This window comes from Streptomyces sp. NPDC088730, from assembly GCF_044751215.1.
In the GTDB taxonomy this organism is placed as follows: Bacteria; Actinomycetota; Actinomycetes; order Streptomycetales; family Streptomycetaceae; genus Streptomyces.
The window spans coordinates 133,025-153,325 of the sequence record NZ_JBIVLK010000014.1; the positions used below are offsets into that span (position 1 = coordinate 133,025).

Consider the following 20,301-nt stretch of genomic DNA (forward strand, 5'->3'; position numbering starts at 1 on the left):
GTGCTCCACCGCGGCTCACCGGCGGCGCGTGCGGCGCGCAGAACGCACGCCGCGCAGCGCGGCCCGAGCGGCGTTCGCGCCGGGCGCCCCGTGGACCCCGCCGCCGGGGTGCGCGGAGGCCGAGGCGAGGTAGAGGCCCTTCACCGGCGTTTCGGGCCGCCCGGTCCCCGGAGTCGGCCGGAACAGCAGCTGCTGGTGGGCGGCCGCGGTTCCGCCGTTGATCGCGCCGCCGTGCAGGTTGGCGTCCATGGACTCAAGGGCGGGCGGTGCGAGGATGCGGCGGGAGGCGATGAGGGAGCGGAACCCGGGGGCCCTCCGTTCCATCTCGGCCTCCATGCGGTCGGCCATGGCTTCCTGTTCACGCCGGTCCCAGCGCCCGGTCAGGTCGTCCTCGCCCGCGTCCCCCTTGATCAGGTGCGGGACATGGGTGTAGGCCCAGGCCGATTCGGTGCCGGCCGGTGAACGGGTGGCGTCTGCCGTGGTCATCTGTCCGACGAGGAGGAAGGGCCGGTCGGGAACCCGGCCCGTCGCGATCTGCGCGGCGAAGCGGGTGAGGCCGTCGACCCCGTCGGCCAGGTGGACCGTGCCCGCCGATCCGGCCCCTGCGGCGGTCCAGGGCACGCGGGCTGTCAGTGCCCAGTCGACCTTGAACGTCGCGTAGTCCCACTGGAACCCGCGCAAGTCCTTCAGCAGCCGGTCGGGGAGGTACCGCGCTTCGACCAGTTCGCCGTAGAGCGCGGGCGCGGACACATCGGCCAGCACGGCGCGGGACGCCGGTACGGACTCGCCCTCCGCTGTGCGTACGCCGACGGCTCGTCCGCCGCGCACGACGATCTCGTCGACGCGCTTCCCGCAGCGGACCACACCTCCGTGCCGCTCCAGCCTCCGCACCAGAGCGGCGGTGAGCGCACCGGCGCCTCCGACCGGCACCGGGAATCCGTAGGTCTGTCCGAGCATGGACATCAGCCACCCGAAGCCCCCGCTGCCCGCCGCTTCGGGGCCGAGGTCCGCGTGCAGCGCGTTGCCCGCGAGCAGGAGCCTGGCGGCCTCGCCGCGAAACTGTTCCTCCCCCAGACGACGGACGGGCAGCAACAGCGTCCGCGCCAGCCGGAGACCGCCGGCGGCCCGGAGACGGGCCGCCAGCCGGACACCGGACCGCACCGGCGGGAAGGGGGTGAACAGGGCGCGCAGAAGGTCCGGGCCCAGGTGGTTCCACGTGCGGTACAGGTCGAGCCAGGCGGCACCGTCGCCGGCGGCGAACATGTCCAGGCCCTCCGCCGTGTTCTCGGCTCCACGTTCGAGAAGCGCGCAGCGGCCGTCCGGCAAGGGGTGTGCCAGGACGCGCGGGGCACGGCTCCAGCCGAGCCCTTCGGCGCTCAGGTCCAGCCCCGCCAGCACCGGAGAGGCGGCCGCCAGCGGATAGAAGGCGCTGAACAGGTCGCTCACGTAGTCGGGATGGACGCCCCGGTCGCTGCGGACCGCGCCGCCCGGCTCCGGCTGTGCCTCGAACACCTCCACGGTCCATCCCGCGTCGGCCAGAAGATTCGCCGCCACGAGGCCGTTGGGCCCCGCGCCGACGACCACCGCGTCCGGCATCGATACCTCCACGTGCTCGACGTTCCGGGGCACCCGGCCGCTCTTGCCGTGCCGCTCCTGTGGCATGACAGCCGGCCGGTGCGGACTTCAGGCCCTGTGCATCCCCCGCGGGGCCGTCTCGACGGTGTCGGCCAGTCGGGCGAGCATGCTGCGGTGGCGTAGTTGGATCAGCGCGTCCACGGCTGTGTTGTGCAGCTTGCCGGCCGGGCCGCGCAGCGGGTGTTCATCGATGGTCACCAGGGCGTTGTCGCCCCACGGCCGCACTTCCAGGGCGATCCGGGCGGTGCCGAGCCACCCGCTGTCTACCTCCAGTTCCAGCACCCCGGGAGGCTCGCAGCGCCGCACGACGGTGCTTCCGGCCACCGACCACGGACCGGCCCGGACCGTGTACGTGATGCTGGAGCCGACCTGCGGCCACTCTCCGTCCTCGGGACGCGACTCCGACGTCCCCACCACCCAGTCCGCGTACCGTCTGCCGTCGGCCAGAACCGCCCAGACATCGTGCACGGGGCTTTCGATCAGTCGATGTCGTACGGCCATCGGTCCTCCACGTCTCGTTGAGCGGGCGTCCGCTTCGGCCAGGCCGGCCGGACACCGCGCTCAGGGGATCAGCAGCGTTTTGATCATCCCGTCGCGCTTGTCCTGGAAGGTCTTGTAGGCGTGCGGCCCCTCTTCGAGCGGCAGGCGGTGCGTCGCGAAGTCATCGACGCCCAACGGGTCCTCGTCCGTGAGCAGCGGGAGGATGTCGTCGACCCAGCGTCTGACGTTGGCCTGTCCCATCCGGAGCTGGATCTGCTTGTCGAACATGGTCAGCATCGGCAGGGGGTCGGCCGCGCCGCCGTACACACCGGACACCGAGACCGTGCCGCCCCTGCGCACCACGTCGACCGCCGCCCGGAGAGCGGCCAGCCGGTCCAGGCCCACCGTTTCCATGAGCCGTTCCCCAAGGGCGTCGGGCAGCACCCCCACCGCCCCGTGCGCCGCTTTCGCGACGGGTGCGCCGTGCGCCTCCATGCCGACCGCGTCGATCACCGCGTCGGTGCCCCGTCCGTCGGTGAGATCGCGGATGGCGTCGCCGAGTTCCTTGCCGTGCCGGCGCAGGTCGAGGCTGAGCACCCCGTCCGCCGCGGCGCGGGACAGCCGGTCGGGCACGAGGTCGACGCCCACCACCAGGCCCGCGCCCCGGTGCCTGGCGATACGCGCGGCCATCGCGCCGATGGGCCCGAGCCCCAGAACGGTCACCGACCCACCGGGCGGGATCGCCGCGTACTCCACGGCCTGCCAGGCGGTGGGCAGCACGTCGGACAGGTAGACGAACCGGTCGTCCGCCGGCCCGTGTGGCACCTTGACCGGCAGGGTGTCTCCGAACGGAACCCGCAACAGCTCCGCCTGGCCACCGGGCACCTGGCCGTAGAGCTTGGTGTAGCCGAAGAGGGCTGCTCCCATGCCCCGCTCGCGGACCTGCGTGGTCTCACACTGGGAGTGCAGCCCCTGATCGCACATGTAGCAGTGCCCGCACGAGATGTTGAACGGGATGACGACACGGTCCCCGGGGGCGAGCGAGGTCACCTGGGGGCCGACCGCCTCCACGATGCCCATGGGTTCGTGGCCGAGGATGTCTCCGGGGTCGAGGTAGGGGCCCAGGACTTCGTAGAGGTGCAGGTCCGAGCCGCAGATGCCGGTGGACGTGATCCTGACGATGATGTCCGTCGGGTCCTCGATCCTCGGATCGGGAACGGTCTCCACCCGGACGTCCCTCTTGCCCTGCCAGGTCAGTGCGCGCATCAGGCGAATCCTCTCGGGAGAGATCCCGGCCGCAGACAGCCGCGGACAACGGCGCTCCGCACTTCACTGTCGCGCCCTTCCCGGCCGGGCGCATTCCGGCAGACGGCCGCGGGGGCCGGTGGCCGGCAGGTAGGTGTGTACGGGCTCGGGGCATAGGTACGGGCGTGAGCGATGAGCGGAACAGCCACCCGGACACCACACACCGTCGTCCCGAAGGAGTCAGCGACAAGACCGTCGAAGCGCTGGGCGCCCTGTCGAAGGCGCTGGAGACGACCGAACGCGCCCGCGGCGCGCTGTACGAGTTCCACCAGCTGACCGGCAGCGCCGACTTCGCCGTCGGCGACGCGGTCCGGCTCCTGCGCGAGGCCGGCCACGACCGGGACGCCGATCTCGTCGAACGTGAGGTACTCGGCCGCAACGTCATCCCCGGCCACTGGACCTTCCAGCTCGTCGAGGCCTACAACCTGACCTACTACCGGCCGTTCACCGACATCGAACGGCAATTGGTCCGCAAGCTCGCCCAGGGCCGCGACCACCTGTACGAGGCCGAACTGAAACGGGCCCGCCGCCCGCGGGGCGGCACCCCCGGCGCCCCCACCGGGGAACCGGCCGCCGTGGACCCGGACTAGAGGATCCGCCGACGGCCTCTCCCGGCCGGTGACCCGCGCGTGCGCCCCTGCCGCGCGGGTTCCCGGACACGTGGGTTTCCGGACACGTGGGTTTCCGGACATGTGCCGCAGCGGTCATGCCTTGCGTTTCGGTGGGCAGGTGTGTGCCGAACCAGAAAGGCTGCGGACGAGGAGGACCGCCGGACACAGGCCGTGATCGCCAAAGTGGCGGCCGACCTGAGCGCGGCCCATCCTGGACGAACGGCGAGCAGTCCTCGCCACAACAAGGGCGAGAGGCGGCCATGGCCGTATCACTTCGCACGAGACCACGGCGCATGCTGACGGTACCGGGCGTCTACACCCCGCAGCACGACACGCACCTCCTCATGCGGGCCCTGGCCCGGGAGAACATCAGCCCCGGCACACGTGTCCTGGAGCTGGGGACCGGCAGCGGGGCCCTGGCGGTTCACGCGGCCCGGCTGGGCGCCCGGGTCACCGCCATCGACGTCTCCCACCGGGCGGTGCTGTGTGCCCGGGTGAACGCCGCGATCCACCGCAGCCGGATCACCGTCCGGTATCGCGATCTGTCCGCTCTCGACGCGGGACGGTACGACATGGTGATCAGCAACCCCCCGTACGTTCCCTCGCCGGCCGCTCTGCCGCCGTTGCGGGGCAGAGCCCGTGCCTGGGAGGGCGGTCCGGACGGCCGGGCCGTCGTCGACCGGGTCTGTGCGACCGCCGCGACCGTTCTGCGGCCCGGCGGAACCCTGCTCATGGTGCATTCGAAGATGTGCGGCGCCCAGGCCACCATCGACGTCCTCGCGCGGGCGCGCCTGGACGCGGAGGTCATTGACAGCGAACTCATCCCCCTCGGCCCCGTCCTGCGCTCCCGGCTGCCGTGGCTGCGCGATCAGGGACTGCTGGGCGACCAGGAGCAGGACAAAGAGGAACTGGTGGTCATCCGTGCCCGCACATGCTGATCCCCGCCGTATCCGTCTCGAACGGAACGGACCGCTCCTGGTGGAGGGGCCCGTGACCGTCACCGGGCATGACGGCGTGGCTGTCACCTCCGAGCGCTTCGTGGTGGCGGTGTGCACCTGCCGTCGCAGCCGCCGCTATCCCTGGTGCGACACCAGCCACCGCAGCCGCTCGACGCCCGCCGGGTCCGAGAGCGACGCCGCCACCGGCCCGGAATCAGGTGCGGCGGCATGACCGGTGGGCCCTACCTCGAATCACGTGCCGTCAGCCCGGTGCTGCCCGCTCCACGCGGTGTCGTCTCCCACGCCGTTCTGTCGGCCCTGCGGGACGGACACGTCCCGCAGGTGGATCCGCGGGCCGTGTCGGAGGCCGATCCTTACGGGGACGATCTCCAGCTCGCGCTCTACGCGCTCTACGAGTTGCACTACCAGGGATTCGACGGCGTCGGTGACGACCGTGAGTGGGATTCCGACCTGCTGCGGCTGCGCGGTGCGCTGGAACACCGCTTCCTGACCGCCCTGCGCACGGACGTGCCGGGGGACGCCGACGCGCATGGGGCCCTCGCCACGATCCTCACCGAACCGGCCGTTGACGACGGCACCGGTGTGAGTGACTTCCTGCAGAGCGAGGGCCTGCTCTGGCAGGTCCGGGAGTACGCGGCCCTGCGCTCCCTGTACCACCTGAAGGAGGCCGACCCGCACGCGTGGGTCATCCCGCGGCTGCACGGCCGGGCGAAGGCCGCGATGGTGGCGGTGGAGTACGACGAGTTCGGCGCCGGACGCGCCGAGGATGTCCACGCCCGGCTCTTCGCGGACCTGATGGACGACCTCGCCCTGGACCACGCCTACGGCCGCTATCTCGACGCGACCCCGGCGCAGGGGCTGTGCACGGTCAACGTGATGTCGCTGTTCGGACTGCACCGGGCGCTGCGCGGCGCTCTCGTGGGGCACTTCGCCGCGGTGGAGGTGACGTCCTCTCCCGGGTCCCGGCGGCTCGCGAAGGCGATGCGCCGCACCGGGGCCGGGCCGGCCGCCGCCCGCTTCTACGACGAGCACGTCGAGGCCGACGCGGTGCACGAGCAGGTCATCCGGCACGAGGTGATCGATCCCCTCCTGTCGGCAGAGCCCGGTCTGGACGCCGACGTGGCCTTCGGCGTCCAGGCCACCGGTCTGCTGGAGGACAGGCTGGGTGCGCTGTTGCTGACGGCCTGGCGGGACGGCCGCTCCGCCCTGCGCGTCCCGCTGCCGGCGGCGACGCAGCATCCCGGCAGCCCGGGTGACCGATGATCACCGGGCCTGAGGGCCGGGGCTCCCTCGTCATCCTCGCCAACTTCGTTTCCCCGCTGGCGGCGGACCTGCGTGAGGAGCAGATCCTGCGCCAGTGGTCGGAGCAGGCACCGCGCAAACTGTGGCTCACCCGGCCGGGCGACGTCTTGATCAGTCCCGTCCCGCTCAGTGATCCGTTCCGCCGGTACGTCTTTCACCGGTTGGGCATACCCGACGGCTCCGTGACCGTCGTCGTCGTGCCGGACACCCCGCACGTACCGATGCCCGAGGCGCTGGCCGGGCACGGGCTGCTGGAGCCTCTGCGGGCCCTCGTCGGTGAGCGCCCGACGGCCCGGCTGCTCCCGACCGCGCTGGACGAGGCGGCCGTCGCCCTGGCCGCGGACCTCCGCATCCCCGTACTGCCCTACGAAGCGGGCGCGCCCAGTGCCGCGACCCTGCGAGCGGTTGCCGGGATGAACACCAAGTCCGGCTTCCGCACGGTCGCCCGCTCCCTCGGCCTGCGCCTGCCCCGCGGCCGGTCCTGCACGGGCGCGGAGCTGGGCCGGGCGACCGGCGCACTGCTGGACGCCCACGAACGGGTGGTCGTCAAACCGGACCGCTCCGCCGGCGGCCACGGCCTGCGTTTCGTCACCCGGAGCGAGCGCTGCCCGGCACAACCGCCGCCGCCCCCGGACAGCCACTGGGTCGTCGAGGAGTACGTGGACCACACCGCGGCCGTCAGCGCGCAGGGGCACATCAGCGCGGGCCGGGTCGAGGTCACGTACGACGGCGAGATGCGCATGAGCGGCGGCTCCTTCGCGGGCTACCGCTCGCCCCTCGCCGGCCTGTCCGGACCGGCATGCGGGGAACTGACCGCCTGGACCCGGGCGCTCGGCCGCAAACTGGCCCTCGACGGCTACCGCGGGGCATACAGCCTGGACGCGCTGTCCGCCCACGACGGGACGCTGTACGCACTGGAATGCAACGTACGCCGCACCGCGACCACCACGGCCCACGCCCTGGTGAGCCGGCTGACCGGCGCGGGCCGGCCCATGCCCGCCTGGGCCACCGGCACGGCTGTCGCCGCCGCTCCGCTCTCCTTCGACGCGGCCGTGGCGCGGCTGACCGGGGCCGGACTCGACTTCCGGCCCGGCGACGCCGAAGGGGTACTCCTCTACACCGACCGTCCGGCCGGCGGGAGCGGTTGGCGGTACACGGCCCTGGCCACCGACCACGCCCGGCTCACCGAACTGGAAGCCGGACTGGCCGCGGCCCTCGGCCGCAAGGACCTGTGAGGGAACGCGGCCGGGGCCACCAAGGGGCCTTCCGCAGGACTCGCCGCGCCGGCCTCACTGAACGCGGCGCGACCTCTCGGGAGCAGCGTTCTCCTCGTCGTCGTCCGCGCTGTCGTCGTCCCCCGGCACGTAGACATCAAGAACCCTGATGTTGATCTCGACGACTTCCAGTCCGGTCATCGTCTCCACCGCATCGGTGACATGGATGCGGATCTTCTTGGCGGTGTCCAGAATGAGCGTCCCGTAGTCGACCACGATGTCGACGTCGACGGCGGCCTGCTTCTCGCCCACCTCGACCTTCACTCCGCGGCCCGGGTCGTTGGAGCGGGACACCTTGTCCCGCATCGCTCCCACAGCCCGGGAGGCACCCCCGCCGACGGCGTGGACCCCATCGGTCTCACGTACCGCTATCCCCGCGATCGTCGATACCACGGAATCCGCGATGACCGTCGTCCCCCTGGTTCCGCCCGACGACCCGTTCGATCCCAGTGCCGTTCCGTTTTCAGTGCCGTTCGTCGCCATGAGTACCTCGCAGCGAGAGTTCCGTGGGAGCCAGCCGGACGCGGCGGACGATTTCCGCCGCCCGCGCCCCTTTCCACGGTGCGCCAAGATCCCCACATACGCCATTCGGGTGCCCCGGCGGCGCAGCGTATTCGGGTCTGCCGCTCCTGGCTCCGCCCTCAGTCACGCGGCAGGAGGGAACCCAGGGGCCCGAGGTCGAGATTGAGGTCTTCCATCCGTACCCCGTGCTGCTCGCAGAGCTCCGCCATGCGCTGGTCGAGCATCATCAGGGTGGTGCCGATCTCATCGGTCTGATCGTCGGTCAGATCACCTTCGTCGATGCGCCGCAGGGCTTGACGCTCCATCAACTGCCGGAGCAGTTCGACCACCGTGAGTACCAGGGTGACCAGATCTCGCCCCATCTGCCCGGAATCCAGGTCCACTCGTGAGCTCGTCACAGCGGCCCGCTGTCAGACCAGGGGGCGGGAACCCGCTCGTTGACCGATGACAGCAGCGCGTGGAGTGAGACACGTACGAGCGGTACGTCGGCGATCGCGATGACCAGGTCGCCACTCACGACCACCCCGGTCGCCAGGACACGGTCCAGGAGGTCGACCAGTGGCACCCCGATCGGGCCGCTCAAGCCGCCGGGGCCGTCCCACGGAACTGCTTCGTGCGTCATGGACTACACCCCGCCCACGAAGGAGTAGGGCACCCACGGCCCGGAGACCTCGATGTGCGCACCGGTACGCTGTCGCAAGCCGTCAACCAGCAGATCCAGTTCGGCGGCCCGATCCGCCGCGACCAGATAGGTCGCGTTCAGGATCTGTACGCGACGCTCGTCAACGGCTCCGTTGCCGTGCGGGCGGAGCCGGCGGGACTCCGTGGCAAGGCGGCTGACGTCCGCGTCCACGGCATCCGCGAGCCGCAAGGAATCCGTCTGCCGCTGCTCACGCCGCGACCGCAGGTTGCGCTTGCGTTCCAGGTAGGCTCTGCCCGCTCCGGGGGCCGGGCCCGCCCCGTCCGCCGCCGCTGCCGTCAGCTCCTCAGGGGCGTCATCGGCCGCGCTCCGCGTGGCGGGTGCGTAGACTTTGATCCCCCATTCGGCGTGCCGCGCGATACGCGTCAGCGCCGTGCGGAAACGTGCCGACTCATTGGCGAGTGCGAGCGCGGCCCTCTCATCCCCGTTGTACAACGTGGCCAGCGGCAGGGGCACCGTGGGAAAACGCGCGGCGACTGCCGAGACGACCTCATGGTGGGCACGCGCGTACCGTTCGAGTTCGGCCTCGTCGGTCAGCCGTCTCTGCCAGACCTCGTCCGTGAAGTCAGCCTCGCGAACGGTCTGCACGATCGCTGTGAGCGGGCCGATGCGCAGGGAGCGCACCGGTTCGTCGGGCGCGACCCCGGTGAGACCGTCCGCGTGGGGGTTTCCCTCCGTCTGGCAGACCGCGAACACGTAGGTGGCGTTCGTCTCCGATGGCCTCGCGCCGCACTCCGTCATGAGCCCCTGTTCTTCCTCTCCCCGGCTCATCGCGGGTCCGCTGATTTCTCTTCGGAGTGCGATTCAAGTGCCTCAAGCCGCGCCCGCAGCTCGCGGTTCTCATCCTTGAGGGCGTTCCTGGCCGCGTGGGAGCTGAGTGCCGGATCGGTCTCCCACCAGTCGATCCCGGCCTTCTTCGCCGTGTCCACGGACGCGACGAAGAGCCGCAGGCGAATGGTGAGCAGCTCGATGTCGAGAAGGTCGATCTTGATGTCCCCGGCGATCACGATTCCCTTGTCGAGTACGCGCTCCAGGATGTCCGCCAAGTTGGTGTTCTGCGGTCCGGCTACGGGATAGGAAGCATCCTGTCGGAAGTCGAGATCAGTCACTTCGTGCTCTCCGTGATCGCTGCTTCGCGGACGTGGTCCGCCTTCTGCGCGGTGCCTCGTCCTCTTCTTCCTCTTCCGGCTCTTCCTCTTCCGGCTCGTCCTCTTCTTCCTCTTCCGGCTCTTCCTCCTCGTCGTCCGGCTCCTCCTCGTCGTCCTCGTCCGTCAGCGGGCCCTCGTCCTCACCGTCGTCCTCCTCGTCCCACTCGTCCTCGTCCTCGTCCTCGTATTCCTCCCCCTCCGGGTCCTCCTCGTTCTCGCCTTCCTCCTCGTTCTCCGCCTCTTCCTTCTCCATGGCCTCTTCGTGCGATACGACTACTTCTCCGTCGCGGATCTCGCCGCGCCACGCGTCCGGCTCCTCGTCCGTGAGCGTGACGTACCGCTGGAAGTGCTTGAAGTCGAGCCGGATCCGGCGTCCTTGCACACGCCACAGGTTGCCCGTCTTCTCGAAGAAGCCGGACGGGTAGTACTCGATGACCAGGACGATGCGGGTGAGGGACGGTGCCAGTTCATGGAAGCTCACCACGCCTCGGGTCGTGCCCTTGGCTCCCTCGGATGTCCAGACAATGCGGTCGTCCGGAACCTGTTCCTGGACCGTTGCCTTGAAGCTTCGGGAGGAGGGCCCCACCTTGACCTTCCAGTCGCTCGACATCTCTTCGTCCATCGAGACATCGCGCACGCCCTTGGCGAAGCTGCTGAACTGGTCGTACTGGGTCCAGTGGTCGTAGGCGGTGCGGAGCGGTACTCCCACATCGAGAACCTCGATGATGTTCATGACCTTTCCGCCGCTCGCCTTACGTTTGCTCTTTCCGCCGCCGAAGGCCTCCTTGGCCTTGTCCACCACGTTGTCCTTGACGCCCTTGGCCTTCTCCGAGACGAACGCCTTCACCGGAGAGTCGCCCTGGAGTACGCGGGAACCGATGGCCGGCAAAGAGCCTCCGTTCTCAGCGACATCGGTCAGCTGACTGGTGACATCGGTCAGCTTGTCCCCTGCCTTCTCCGCGAGCTTCTCCACCTGCGTGGTGAGGAAGTTGGACAGCTCACCGCGGAGTTTGCCCATTCCGGATTCTTCGGTCTCTTCGGTCTCGTCGGTCTCTTCCGACTCAGGCTCTGCCTTTTCCGTCCTGGCCATGACTCGCTACCTCCGACCGCTGGTGCGCTTGGATGCGGCCCGCTTCGACGATGACTTGCCTGCTGCCGTCTTCTTGGCGGCCGTCTTCTTCGCCGGGGCGGTCTTCTTGGCAGCGGCCTTCTTCGCAGAGCCGCCGGGCTTCTTGGCTGCCGCCTTCTTGGCCGGGGCGGTCTTCTTGGCAGCGGCCTTCTTCGCAGAGCCGCCGGGCTTCTTGGCTGCCGCCTTCTTGGCTGGGGCGGTCTTCTTCGCCGCGGCCTTCTTCGCCGGGGCCGCCTTCTTGGAAGCAGTCGTCTTCCTGGCCGGAGCGGTCCGCTTCGCCGCGGCCTTGTCAGTCCGGGACGTTCCGCCTCCCCCACCGCTCTTGGCCCTGTCCGACGATGTCCGGCGGGACGGGCGCCTTCTCGGCTGCTCCTCCTCCGGCTCTTCCTCCGCCTCGGGTTCTTCTTCGTCTTCTTCCTCGTCGTCGTCCTCTTCTTCGTCCTCGTCCTCGTCCTCTACTGGCTGCTCACCCTCATCGTCACCCTCCTCCGGTTCCTCTTCGTCCTCGTACTCCTCGTCCTCGTCCTCGTACGCCTCGTCCTCGTCTGCGTCTGCGTCTGCGTCTGCGAGTTCTTCGTCGCCCTCGTCCTCGTCCTCCTGGCCGTCCTCGTAGTCGTCGCTCTCGTCCTCGTCGCTCTCGTCCTCGTCCGCGTCGGTCGGGGGTTCAAGAAGACGAGCCGTGCGCTCGCTGATCGAGCCGGCCAATGTGCTCATGCTGCGGTTGGCGGCAGCCGTCACGGCCTTGCGGCCCGCGTCAAGAACTTCGCCCCTGAGCTGTTCCTGGAGTTCAGCGACCTGGGGGACCTCGCTGAGCCGGCGCATGCCCTCTGCGGCGAGTTGGCGGGGCTCCAGGCCGAAGCGCCGGCCGGCAAGATAGGTCGCGACGCTGAGCGCGACCCGTCCCTTTTTGGTCCGGCCCAGCACATAGCCGCCGACTACCGCGACCGCGAGGGTCAACTTCGTCTGATCTTCCATGAGTTCGTCACCTTCGATCACTCTGTGCCGGGCCGGCCTGTACGGCGTGCAGCCGGTCGAGCAAGCGTTCCTCTTCGCGTTCGAACTCCTCCAGACTGATGTCTCCGGATTCAAGTTCCTGGTTGAGTACCGCCAGCTGCGCACGTAGCACAGCGGGGTCGTGCAGCTCGCGCTCGCCGGCGTCATTGAGCTTCTCCGCCACCCAGACCACGCCGCGCACCGGCGCGAGCGGAAGCGTGAGCAGACCGGTGATCAGTCCCATCTCAGTTCCCGCCCACGAGCGCGGGTCGGGCCTCCGCCGAAACGAAGCTGTAGCAGGGAAGCGGGCCGACGGGCCGGACCTCCGCATGCTCCCGAAAGGCCGCCCCGAGGCTCTGGGCCCGCGAGAGGAAGGCCTCGCTCTCGGAGCGGTCGACGAGGAAGGACTCGTTCAGCACGCATCCCTGGACCTCCGGACCCGGGACGGACGCACGGGCAGCAGGTGCGAGCTCGCGCAGGATCCGCTGCCCCGCGGCGGCTGCCCGTCTGGTGAGGGCGCCGGCGATGGCCTCGCCCAGCCGAATGCTGGCCTCGTAGCCCGGTTCCCTCCGGGCGGCCGCCCGGAGCCGCCGCACGCTCGTGTCCTCGGCGACGAGTGCTTCCAGCGCGTTCTGCGCGGGAAGGACCTTCACGTTGATCTCGACGCGGCCCGCGAGCCGGTCCAGCGTGGCGGCGTACCCGGCTTCCTGGGCGGTCAGCTGCGCGATGACCGACCGCTCGTCCGCCGCGACCATGCCGAACCGCATGGGGAGCACCGGTCCTTCGTCACCCAGTCGCGTCAGAAGGTCCTGGTGTGCCAGCAGATCGCGACGCCGGGCGCGCAGTTGCGGCGGCGCGTCGCTGACGACCGCTGCAAGCGGGCCCTGACCGATGAGCCGGAGGACCGCCGGCGGGGATCCGACGCCGACCGCGTCCTTCGGCAGCGCCGTCGCGGCCCGCAGGATCGCGTAGACGTAGACACCCTCGGCCGGCGCGCTCACGCTCATGCCTCCGCGCGCCGTCGTCGGCTCTCAGTGCTGCGGGCGGGTGCACGTCGCTTCTTGGGACGCTCCTGCGGCTCGTCCTCTTCCTCGGACGAGTCGTCGCCACCGCCTACTGCTTTGCGTACGGTGTTGCCCACGGTCTCCACCGCGTTTCGCGCCTTGCGCTTTCCCACCGACTTGGCCACACCGCCGCCCAGAAGCTCGGGAATGGTGGTGCTGCCGGAATCGCGCTCAAGGTCGAGCCGGTTGCACGCCTCCGCGAAGCGCAGGTACGTATCCACACTCGCGACGACGATGCGGGCATCGATCTTCAGGATCTCGATGCCGACCAGCGAAACACGGATGAATACGTCGATGACCATGCCACGGTCAAGAATGAGCTCCAGTACGTCGTACAACGTTCCGGCGCGTGGCGGGCAGGCCACTACCTCGTCCGTGTAGGTGGTCGCGGTCATGGAAAGTCCTTCCAACAGGGGGCGGAGCGCGGGTCACTCGTCGGCTGCACCGCGTCGGTAGCGGCGGACCCTGCGGTACTGCAGGAGTTCGCCGTCCCGGTCCAGCTGCACCTCGTAGGAGGCGAGGAGGCTTGTGGTGTCGGGGATGCGTGGCACTTCGAGAACATCCACCACCACGCACCAGCCGTCTTCCTCGCGGCGCACGGCGGAGACCCCCTCCGCGGGATGACCGATCAACCCCTCCAGGCTCTTGCTGGCAGCACGAGCCGCATGCTCCGGCCCTCGCGCCGGTCGTCGGGGGCGGGAGGCGGTCGCCGTCTTCGAGCTCCCGGCGCGTGTGCGACGTTCTTCTGCCATAAGCCCAGTCTCGTCACTCCCGTCGACCGCGCATCTTGAGCGGTTCCATCGGAGTGCGCGGGAACAGGACCGGACCGCCTGCCGAGGCCTCCAGCGGCGCTCGGGGGCGGGGTCGCAGGGGCGATGCGCCGGTCTCGGCACGGGCGGCGGACGCCGCACGGAATCAGTGGGGGACGGTACCGCTCGTCGCAACTACCGATACTTCACGTGGCACTGACAGCTAACGCTGTTGTTCTTCCGCGAACGTGAGTGCCTCCCGATGCTCGTCGAGGCCGTCCCGCCCGTCCCGCGCCCTCAGGGACAGGTCCGAGCGCAGCCTCCGCGCCATCTCCCGTGCGTCGTCCTGCGGCGCCGCCGCCTCGACGTACTCCAGGAATCCCAGCACCGCCCGCAGCTCGCCACTGCGCAACGCGACCTCGACGACCTCCTGTTTCCCGGCGGTCAGTGCGCTCACCACACGCGTCTGGCAGGCATCGATCCGCAGCCGGTCGAATCGGCTGCCGTAATCCGACGATTCCGTACTCCCGCTGCCGGGATCGAACACGGCGAGCCGCCGCAGGAGTGATCTCGGGTCCGCGTGCGGAGCGCGGTAGAAGGGCCGCTCTTCGCTTCCCGAGAACTCAGCGTTCAGCTGGACCTCGGAGAGGAACGCGGCCACTCGGCCGGGGTCGGGCGTCAGACCGCCCCCCATCCACCGGGCAGAATCCATGAGCGTCCGGCCGGTGCCCTCGGGTATGCAGAAGAAGCACCACCCCGACACACCGCACCAGAGGAGTCCTGCGTCCCGGCCCTCGCCGAACACCTTTCGCCGGAAGGCATCGGTGAACTCCACGCTTCCTTCCACGTCCGCACCGAACGCGTCCTGGCTGAGGTCGTCATAGGCTCCGTACGAGGAAATGGAGGAGACCGGGAGGCCTTCGTCGAGAAGCCTGCCGGCGACAGCCACCATGTAGTGGCCTATGGCAGCTTCGAGGTCGTCCCTCGTTCGCTGCGCACGGTCTTCCTTGTACACCACCAGGTTTCTCCTGATTCGGCTCCGGCTGCGGATCCTGTCTTCAAGCCGTTTCCCAGAAAACTGCAGTTCACACGGGGTGCGGCGGACCGGACTCGGCCTCGCCGGCCCTGGTTGGACCCAGTCGGGGCCCTCTCGGAGCAGGCCCTGTCCTCGGGAGGAGTCTCCGATGGGCACCGCACGCTCCGGGGCCGCCTCTGCCGGGTCCAGCGCCCGACGGGCGGGGGGGCCGGGTGCGGGTTTGCCCCCGCCCCGTCGTCCGGCGTGGCGGTGACGCCATCGTCGGCCCGTTCTGCGTATCGCCCGGCTTGTGCGCATGCTGGATGAACGATGCAGTTCGGCTCGCCCTCGGGCCGGCACCGGTTCGAGGTGGCACACCAAGAGGCAAGGCGGTGAGCCCTGTGAAGGCACTCGTTTACCAGGGGCCGCGGGATGTTGCGATTGCCGATGTTCCCGACGCAAGGATCGAACGTCCGACAGACGTGCTCGTCAAGGTCACCTCGGCCAATATCTGCGGGTCCGACCTCCACATGTACGAGGGCCGGACCACGATGGAGACCGGGCGGATACTCGGCCACGAGAACCTCGGAGAAGTGATCGAGACCGGTGCCGGAGTGGACCGCGTGAAGGTGGGTGACCGTGTCTGCCTGCCGTTCAACGTCGGCTGTGGATTCTGCGCCAACTGTGAGCGCGGTTTCACCGGTTTCTGTCTCTCGGTCGACTCCGACACACCCGGCGGAGCCTACGGCTTCGCGGCAATGGGCACCTACGCCGGGGGCCAGGCGGAATACCTGCGGGTCCCCTGGGCCGACTTCAACTGCCTTGTCCTGCCGGACGGCGCGGCGGAGAAGGAGAACGACTACGTGATGCTGGCGGACATCTTCCCCACCGGCTACCACGCCACAGAACTGGCCGGCGTCTCGCCGGGTGAGTCCGTCGTCGTCTATGGCGGCGGCCCCGTCGGCCTCATGGCGGCCTACTCCGCGCGTCTGCGCGGCGCGAGCCAGGTTCTGGTCGTGGACCGGCAGTCCGACCGGCTTCGACTCGCCGAACAAGCCGGAGCCACCGCCATCGACGACTCCGAGGGCGACCACGTGGAGCAGATACTCGACCTGACCGACGGTGGGGCCGACAAGGGCTGCGAATGTGTCGGATACCAGGCCCACGACCCGCAGGGCGAGGAGAAGCCCGAGGCGACCATGAACGACCTGGTCGCGTCGGTGAGGGCGACCGGCGCCATCGGAGTCGTCGGTGTGTTCCTCCCCCAGGACGACGGCGCACCGACCGAGCTGACGCGAGAGGGCAAGCTGCCCTTCGATTTCGGCCAGTTCTGGTTCAAGGGTCAACGGATCGGAACCGGTCAGGCCAATGTGAAGGCGTACAACCGCTACCTCGGCCGGCTCATCCAGCACGGCAGGGCGGAGCCGTCGTTCATCGTCTCGCACGAACTGCCTCTGGACGAGGCCGCGAACGCGTATCGCCACTTCGACGACCGCGACGCGGGATGGACCAAGGTCGTCCTCAAGCCCTGACCCTCGCCACGCAGAGCCCCCGGGCCGGATCGTTCCGTACGGGCCGTTCAGCACGGCCCGTACGGCGGTGGCCGGCCGAGGTCAGGGCAGGATCGAGTCCACGTAGCCGCCGTCCACCCGCAGGGCGCCGCCCGTGGTCGCGGAGGCGAACGAGGAGGCCAGGTAGACCACCATGTGGGCGATCTCCTCGGGCTCGATGAGGCGCTGGAGCAGCGACTGCGGACGGTGCGTGCGCATGAACTCGCGCTGCGCCTCGTCCCACGGAAGGTCCTGGTCGACCAGCTCGTAGACGAAGTCCTCGACCCCGCCCGTGTGCGTCGGGCCGGCGATGACGGAGTTGACCGTGACGCCCGTGCCCGCCGCGTCCTTGGCGAAGCCGCGGGCGACGGCCAGCAGCGCCGTCTTGGACACGCCGTAGTGGATCATCTCCGCCGGGATGACCACCGCCGAGTCGCTGGCGATGTACTGCACCCGGCCCCATCCGTTCTCCTTCATCCCCGGCAGATAGGCCCGGGTCATGCGGATCGCGGCCAGCACGTTGACCTCGAAGTAGCGACGCCAGTCGTCGTCGCTGATCTCCAGCGCCGCCCTGGCGCCGAAGATACCGAGGTTGTTGACGAGGATGTCGGCGTGCGGCAGCGCGTCCCGCACCTGGCGTGCGCCGTCCTCGGTCGCGATGTCGCCCGGCGCGGCGACGAACTCCGCCTCCGGGCACTGTTCGCGCAGCCGCCCGATGGCAGCCGCCACCGAATCGGCGCTGCGGCCGTTGACCGCGACACGGGCCCCCGCCGCCGCGAGACCGGCGGCGATGGCCGCGCCGATTCCCTGCGTGGAACCGGTGACCAGAGCTGATTTTCCGGAGAGATTGACGAGCATGGAAGTCGCCTTCCCTGGATGAACCCGGATCAATCAGTCGATAATCATAGATTCCTCGCCCCACTGTCCCCTTTCGCCGCCCCCGTGACGCCCTGGCCGCCCCACGTCTCCCGCAGGCCCCAGGGGTGCACACCCAGGGCGGTGAGGCACCCGGCCGCCCATCCTCGACCGGTATCAAGTCGAGGTGTTCAAGAGGGAGTTCGGGGCAACCGAGGTTCAAGCCGGTCATCACCGGACCAGGCCTCAGGCCGATCACAGAGGAGTGGGTCATGACGACGCAGTACGGCGACCACCAGACCGGCCAGCAGCCCCACGGCGCACCGAGGCCCGCGGCGACCGGCAACGTACTGAGCATCATCGCGATCGTGCTGGGCGTGATCTCACTCGTCTTCGTGCCGATCGTCTTCGGCGTGGTCGCTCTGATCCTGGCCATAGTCGCCAAGACCGTCCGGCACGAGCGCCTCGCGGTGATCGCCATCGTGGTCAGCGCCGTGGGCCTGATCGGCGGCATCGTCCTCGGAGCCCTGCTGACCTCATGACGCCCCGGCCCCGCGCACCGGGACCGCCCCGAGCCACGCCGTCGCCGGCAAGGGGTCGCGGGCCCGGCCCTTCCGGAAGGGCCGGGCCCGCGAGCCGTGTCGGCTACCAGCCGGCCTTCACCCCGTTGTAGGCCGTGCGGCAGTCCGCGTTGGTGGCCTCCGCGGCGAGCTTCTCCATGGCGCTCTTCCAGACCTTCTTGGCCAGCGCCTCCAGGTCACGGGTCGCGGCGGGTACGTTCGGGGCGTACTTCTTGATCGACCCGATCGAGGCCTTGGCGAACTTGTTGCAGGCCGGCGCGGCCGCGTTCCGGTAGCGGGTGTCCAGGTCCGCGGCGACCGCCTGGCCGTTGTCGGTCGCCCAGGTGTTCCAGGCCGCGCATCCCGCCTCGGTGAAGGCCGCCTGGTCGGCCTCGCTCAGCCCCAGCACCTCGCCCAGCAGGGCGTTCTTGGCCTTCTCGGGGACCGTGAAGTCCACGACAGGGAACTTGTCCAGGGTTTCGAGCAGCGCCTCCTGACACGCGGGCGGCAGCGGCGCCGCCTGTGCGGCGGCCGGGGCGGCGGCGCGGGCGGCGGGCTCGGCCACGGCGCTGGAGGAGACGGTCAGCGCGGAGGCGGACAGCAGAGCCGCGGTCAGGACGGTGCGCCGGACGGTACGCGAAAGAGTCATGGAGTAGTGCTCCTTGCACGGAAGGGTCTGTCGGTCCGGGCACCGCGTCGGCGCCCGGCGGCTACTGAACGATCACCGCGTCCCGCAGGTCACGGCTCCTTTCCGCGGGCCGGACGGTGGCACAAAGAGGCGTCGGGCGTCCGTGCGACAGGGCATTCGCGGCCCGGCGGGCCCGGTGTTCAGGTGGACCGTGCGTGTTCCGCCGACGGTCCGGGCTCCGCCGGGGGCAGGGGCACGGAGGTGTCCCCGGCGGTTCCGTGCCGGCGGGAAGCCGGGACCCGTGGCCGCCTCTCCGGCGGGAGCGCGTTTCCGGTCCGCCGGCGGAAGACCAGGAACCCGGCCGACGCGGCGGCGACGAGCCAGAGGCACTGGATCACGAGGCCCTGGGCGGCCGAGGCGTCCGAGAACGCCGCCGACATGCCGGCCTGCACAGCTCCGTACGTCGGCAGGAAGCGCACCACGGCGCTGTCGGACCCTGAGCTGGAGAGGGGGTTCTGCAGTGCGACGTCGAGGATGCTGATCATCAGAATGGCGAACATGCCCTCGACCTCGCGGCGGAGTACCGATCCGAAGACCACGCCGAGCGCACCGTAGGTCAGCGCCGCGCAGAACAGCGCGGCGGCGAGCACGAGGGGCTGCCGCGGCGGCCAGGAGAATCCGACGGCGACCGTGGCGTACCCGGCGATGGCGGCACAGACCAGCGTGAGCGCGGAGAGCTTGGCGAGGACGAGGTGATACCGGGGGTAGCCGGCCATCGCGAGCCGGCGGTCGAAGGCGCCCCCGGTGAAGGTGGCCGCGAACATCATGAATCCGGCGATCAGCGTGACCGCGTTCAGCGCGCCGGTGATCTGGGTCAGGTGGTTGCCGGGCGGGGACAGCACCTCGCCGGTGGCCCGCAGCCGGAACGGCGCGGGCCGGTCGGGGATCGTCACATAGGCGAGGGCGATCCATACGGGGATGTACACGACCACCAGCAGCATCGCGAACCGGTTGCGGGTGTGCCCGATCAAGGCGTACCGCGAAGCCGTGGTGAACAGGGCCCAGTGCCGCCTCATGCGACCGCCTCCGCACGCGGCTCCTGGCAGCGCAGGCGCCCGTTCTCCAGGCGCCAGAGCACGTCGAGCCGGTTGATGTCGTACGCGAGGTGGGAGACGACCAGCACCGAGCGCCCGGCGTCGCGCAGCCTGGTCGCCAGCTCCCAGAAACGCAGATACGTCTCCCAGTCGAAGCCCTGGTAGGGCTCGTCCAGCAGCAGGACGTCCGGATCGTGCATGAGCGCGAGGGTCAGGTTCAGCTTCTGCCGGGAGCCTCCGCTGAGCAGGCCCGCACGCTGGTCGAGGTACTCGGTGAAGGCGAGGACCTCCATCACCTCCTCGGCCAGCCTCAGGTCCGGGAGCCCGAACGCGCTCTTGAAGAAGTCGAGGTGCTGGCGGACGGTGAAGGAGTCGTCCAGCACCACGGACTGCGGGCAGTAGCCGAACCTGCCCCGGTGGCGCACCGAGCCTCGGTCCGGACCGAGTTCACCGGCGACGATCTTCAGCAGGGTCGTCTTGCCCGAGCCGTTCTCCCCGACGATGCCGGCGAGGGTGCCGGGCCGTAGCCGGAGGTCGACGCCCCGGAGAACGGCGTGCCGGCGGTAGGAGTGGTGCACATCCGTGACGTCCATGGTCTCGCTCCGTCGTGCCGGGTCCGGCTGTTGGCCGCGTGAGCAGTCCGCGTCCCGCCGGTGTACGGGAATGCGTCGGCCGGGCGTTTCGGTGGCGCGTCCGGTCCGCCCGTGCCCAACGAGCAGGCCGGGCAG

At 70.0% G+C, this 20,301-nt stretch carries 26 protein-coding genes; 7 read left to right on the forward strand and 19 right to left on the reverse strand.

Features of this window, described 5'->3' with window-relative positions:
- Nucleotides 1-15: 15 nt before the first annotated feature.
- The 3 genes from ACIP89_RS30980 to ACIP89_RS30990 form a co-directional block, all read right to left on the reverse strand.
- A complete protein-coding gene (locus ACIP89_RS30980) occupies nt 16-1,596 on the reverse strand; it encodes a phytoene desaturase family protein (RefSeq protein WP_402117824.1) in 1,581 nt (526 codons plus the stop codon).
- Between the two features lie 87 nt (nt 1,597-1,683).
- On the reverse strand, nt 1,684-2,136 hold the full coding sequence (locus tag ACIP89_RS30985) for an SRPBCC family protein (protein WP_402117792.1): 453 nt from the start codon (nt 2,134-2,136) through the stop codon (nt 1,684-1,686).
- 60 nt (nt 2,137-2,196) lie between these two features.
- Nucleotides 2,197-3,381: a zinc-dependent alcohol dehydrogenase gene (locus tag ACIP89_RS30990; protein ID WP_402117793.1), complete on the reverse strand. Its 1,185-nt coding sequence runs from the start codon at nt 3,379-3,381 to the stop codon at nt 2,197-2,199.
- A 164-nt stretch (nt 3,382-3,545) separates the two neighbouring features.
- On the opposite strand from ACIP89_RS30990, the gene ACIP89_RS30995 reads away from it, so the two are divergent.
- The 5 genes from ACIP89_RS30995 (at nt 3,546) to ACIP89_RS31015 (ending at nt 7,527) form a co-directional block, all read left to right on the forward strand.
- Nucleotides 3,546-4,010 (forward strand): hypothetical protein, encoded by a 465-nt coding sequence (locus ACIP89_RS30995; protein WP_402117794.1) that lies wholly within the window; start codon nt 3,546-3,548, stop codon nt 4,008-4,010.
- Nucleotides 4,011-4,324: 314 nt separating this feature from the next.
- Nucleotides 4,325-4,969: a HemK2/MTQ2 family protein methyltransferase gene (locus ACIP89_RS31000; protein WP_402117795.1), complete on the forward strand. Its 645-nt coding sequence runs from the start codon at nt 4,325-4,327 to the stop codon at nt 4,967-4,969.
- On the forward strand, nt 4,953-5,201 hold the full coding sequence (locus tag ACIP89_RS31005) for a CDGSH iron-sulfur domain-containing protein (protein ID WP_401925004.1): 249 nt from the start codon (nt 4,953-4,955) through the stop codon (nt 5,199-5,201). The genes ACIP89_RS31000 and ACIP89_RS31005 overlap by 17 nt, the downstream gene beginning before the upstream one ends.
- On the forward strand, nt 5,198-6,253 hold the full coding sequence (locus tag ACIP89_RS31010; RefSeq protein WP_402117797.1) for an iron-containing redox enzyme family protein: 1,056 nt from the start codon (nt 5,198-5,200) through the stop codon (nt 6,251-6,253). Before ACIP89_RS31005 ends, ACIP89_RS31010 begins: the two co-directional genes overlap by 4 nt.
- Nucleotides 6,250-7,527 (forward strand): peptide ligase PGM1-related protein, encoded by a 1,278-nt coding sequence (locus ACIP89_RS31015; RefSeq protein ID WP_402117799.1) that lies wholly within the window; start codon nt 6,250-6,252, stop codon nt 7,525-7,527. The genes ACIP89_RS31010 and ACIP89_RS31015 overlap by 4 nt, the downstream gene beginning before the upstream one ends.
- Nucleotides 7,528-7,581: 54 nt before the next feature.
- Here ACIP89_RS31015 and ACIP89_RS31020 read toward each other — a convergent pair whose 3' ends face one another.
- The 12 genes from ACIP89_RS31020 to ACIP89_RS31075 all read right to left on the reverse strand — a co-directional run bounded on the left by ACIP89_RS31020 (nt 7,582) and on the right by ACIP89_RS31075 (nt 15,063).
- Entirely contained in the window at nt 7,582-8,049 is a 468-nt protein-coding gene (locus tag ACIP89_RS31020; RefSeq protein WP_401925009.1) for an Asp23/Gls24 family envelope stress response protein, read from the reverse strand.
- Between the two features lie 158 nt (nt 8,050-8,207).
- Nucleotides 8,208-8,486: a gas vesicle protein K gene (locus ACIP89_RS31025; RefSeq protein ID WP_371774910.1), complete on the reverse strand. Its 279-nt coding sequence runs from the start codon at nt 8,484-8,486 to the stop codon at nt 8,208-8,210.
- Nucleotides 8,483-8,710, reverse strand: a complete 228-nt coding sequence (locus ACIP89_RS31030; protein WP_024489246.1) for a gas vesicle protein — start codon at nt 8,708-8,710, stop codon at nt 8,483-8,485. The genes ACIP89_RS31025 and ACIP89_RS31030 overlap by 4 nt, the downstream gene beginning before the upstream one ends.
- A 3-nt stretch (nt 8,711-8,713) precedes the next feature.
- Nucleotides 8,714-9,559: a GvpL/GvpF family gas vesicle protein gene (locus ACIP89_RS31035; protein ID WP_402117800.1), complete on the reverse strand. Its 846-nt coding sequence runs from the start codon at nt 9,557-9,559 to the stop codon at nt 8,714-8,716.
- Nucleotides 9,556-9,897: a gas vesicle protein gene (locus ACIP89_RS31040; protein WP_401925014.1), complete on the reverse strand. Its 342-nt coding sequence runs from the start codon at nt 9,895-9,897 to the stop codon at nt 9,556-9,558. The genes ACIP89_RS31035 and ACIP89_RS31040 overlap by 4 nt, the downstream gene beginning before the upstream one ends.
- Entirely contained in the window at nt 9,890-11,026 is a 1,137-nt protein-coding gene (locus ACIP89_RS31045; protein WP_401930850.1) for an SRPBCC family protein, read from the reverse strand. Before ACIP89_RS31045 ends, ACIP89_RS31040 begins: the two co-directional genes overlap by 8 nt.
- A gap of 6 nt (nt 11,027-11,032) precedes the next feature.
- Nucleotides 11,033-12,040: a histone protein gene (locus tag ACIP89_RS31050; RefSeq protein WP_402117801.1), complete on the reverse strand. Its 1,008-nt coding sequence runs from the start codon at nt 12,038-12,040 to the stop codon at nt 11,033-11,035.
- Between the two features lie 7 nt (nt 12,041-12,047).
- The gene (locus ACIP89_RS31055; protein WP_401925022.1) at nt 12,048-12,302 is read right to left on the reverse strand and encodes a gas vesicle protein GvpG; all 255 of its coding nucleotides are present in this window, start codon (nt 12,300-12,302) and stop codon (nt 12,048-12,050) included.
- Between the two features lies 1 nt (nt 12,303).
- Nucleotides 12,304-13,065, reverse strand: coding sequence for a GvpL/GvpF family gas vesicle protein (locus ACIP89_RS31060; RefSeq protein ID WP_401925025.1), 762 nt, complete (start codon nt 13,063-13,065; stop codon nt 12,304-12,306).
- Nucleotides 13,062-13,517, reverse strand: a complete 456-nt coding sequence (locus tag ACIP89_RS31065) for a gas vesicle structural protein GvpA (protein ID WP_401925027.1) — start codon at nt 13,515-13,517, stop codon at nt 13,062-13,064. The genes ACIP89_RS31060 and ACIP89_RS31065 overlap by 4 nt, the downstream gene beginning before the upstream one ends.
- Before the next feature lie 33 nt (nt 13,518-13,550).
- Nucleotides 13,551-13,874 carry a gas vesicle protein gene (locus tag ACIP89_RS31070; RefSeq protein WP_401925030.1) on the reverse strand — a complete coding sequence of 108 codons (324 nt, stop codon included), beginning with the start codon at nt 13,872-13,874 and terminating at the stop codon, nt 13,551-13,553.
- Nucleotides 13,875-14,094: 220 nt separating this feature from the next.
- Complete coding sequence (locus ACIP89_RS31075; protein WP_402117802.1) at nt 14,095-15,063, reverse strand: hypothetical protein; 969 nt, start codon at nt 15,061-15,063, stop codon at nt 14,095-14,097.
- A 224-nt stretch (nt 15,064-15,287) separates the two neighbouring features.
- On the opposite strand from ACIP89_RS31075, the gene ACIP89_RS31080 reads away from it, so the two are divergent.
- The gene (locus ACIP89_RS31080; protein ID WP_401931046.1) at nt 15,288-16,418 is read left to right on the forward strand and encodes a glutathione-independent formaldehyde dehydrogenase; all 1,131 of its coding nucleotides are present in this window, start codon (nt 15,288-15,290) and stop codon (nt 16,416-16,418) included.
- Nucleotides 16,419-16,499: 81 nt separating this feature from the next.
- Here the strand turns inward: ACIP89_RS31080 and ACIP89_RS31085 are convergent, their stop codons facing one another.
- A complete protein-coding gene (locus ACIP89_RS31085) occupies nt 16,500-17,294 on the reverse strand; it encodes an SDR family NAD(P)-dependent oxidoreductase (protein WP_401925033.1) in 795 nt (264 codons plus the stop codon).
- A 269-nt stretch (nt 17,295-17,563) separates the two neighbouring features.
- Here ACIP89_RS31085 and ACIP89_RS31090 point away from each other — a divergent pair, with 269 nt between their 5' ends.
- On the forward strand, nt 17,564-17,833 hold the full coding sequence (locus tag ACIP89_RS31090) for a hypothetical protein (protein WP_401925035.1): 270 nt from the start codon (nt 17,564-17,566) through the stop codon (nt 17,831-17,833).
- A gap of 103 nt (nt 17,834-17,936) precedes the next feature.
- Here ACIP89_RS31090 and ACIP89_RS31095 read toward each other — a convergent pair whose 3' ends face one another.
- The 3 genes from ACIP89_RS31095 to ACIP89_RS31105 all read right to left on the reverse strand — a co-directional run bounded on the left by ACIP89_RS31095 (nt 17,937) and on the right by ACIP89_RS31105 (nt 20,166).
- Entirely contained in the window at nt 17,937-18,500 is a 564-nt protein-coding gene (locus ACIP89_RS31095; RefSeq protein WP_401930838.1) for a hypothetical protein, read from the reverse strand.
- Nucleotides 18,501-18,679: 179 nt separating this feature from the next.
- Complete coding sequence (locus tag ACIP89_RS31100) at nt 18,680-19,555, reverse strand: ABC transporter permease (RefSeq protein ID WP_402117804.1); 876 nt, start codon at nt 19,553-19,555, stop codon at nt 18,680-18,682.
- Nucleotides 19,552-20,166: an ABC transporter ATP-binding protein gene (locus tag ACIP89_RS31105; RefSeq protein ID WP_401925040.1), complete on the reverse strand. Its 615-nt coding sequence runs from the start codon at nt 20,164-20,166 to the stop codon at nt 19,552-19,554. Before ACIP89_RS31105 ends, ACIP89_RS31100 begins: the two co-directional genes overlap by 4 nt.
- Nucleotides 20,167-20,301 lie beyond the last annotated feature (135 nt).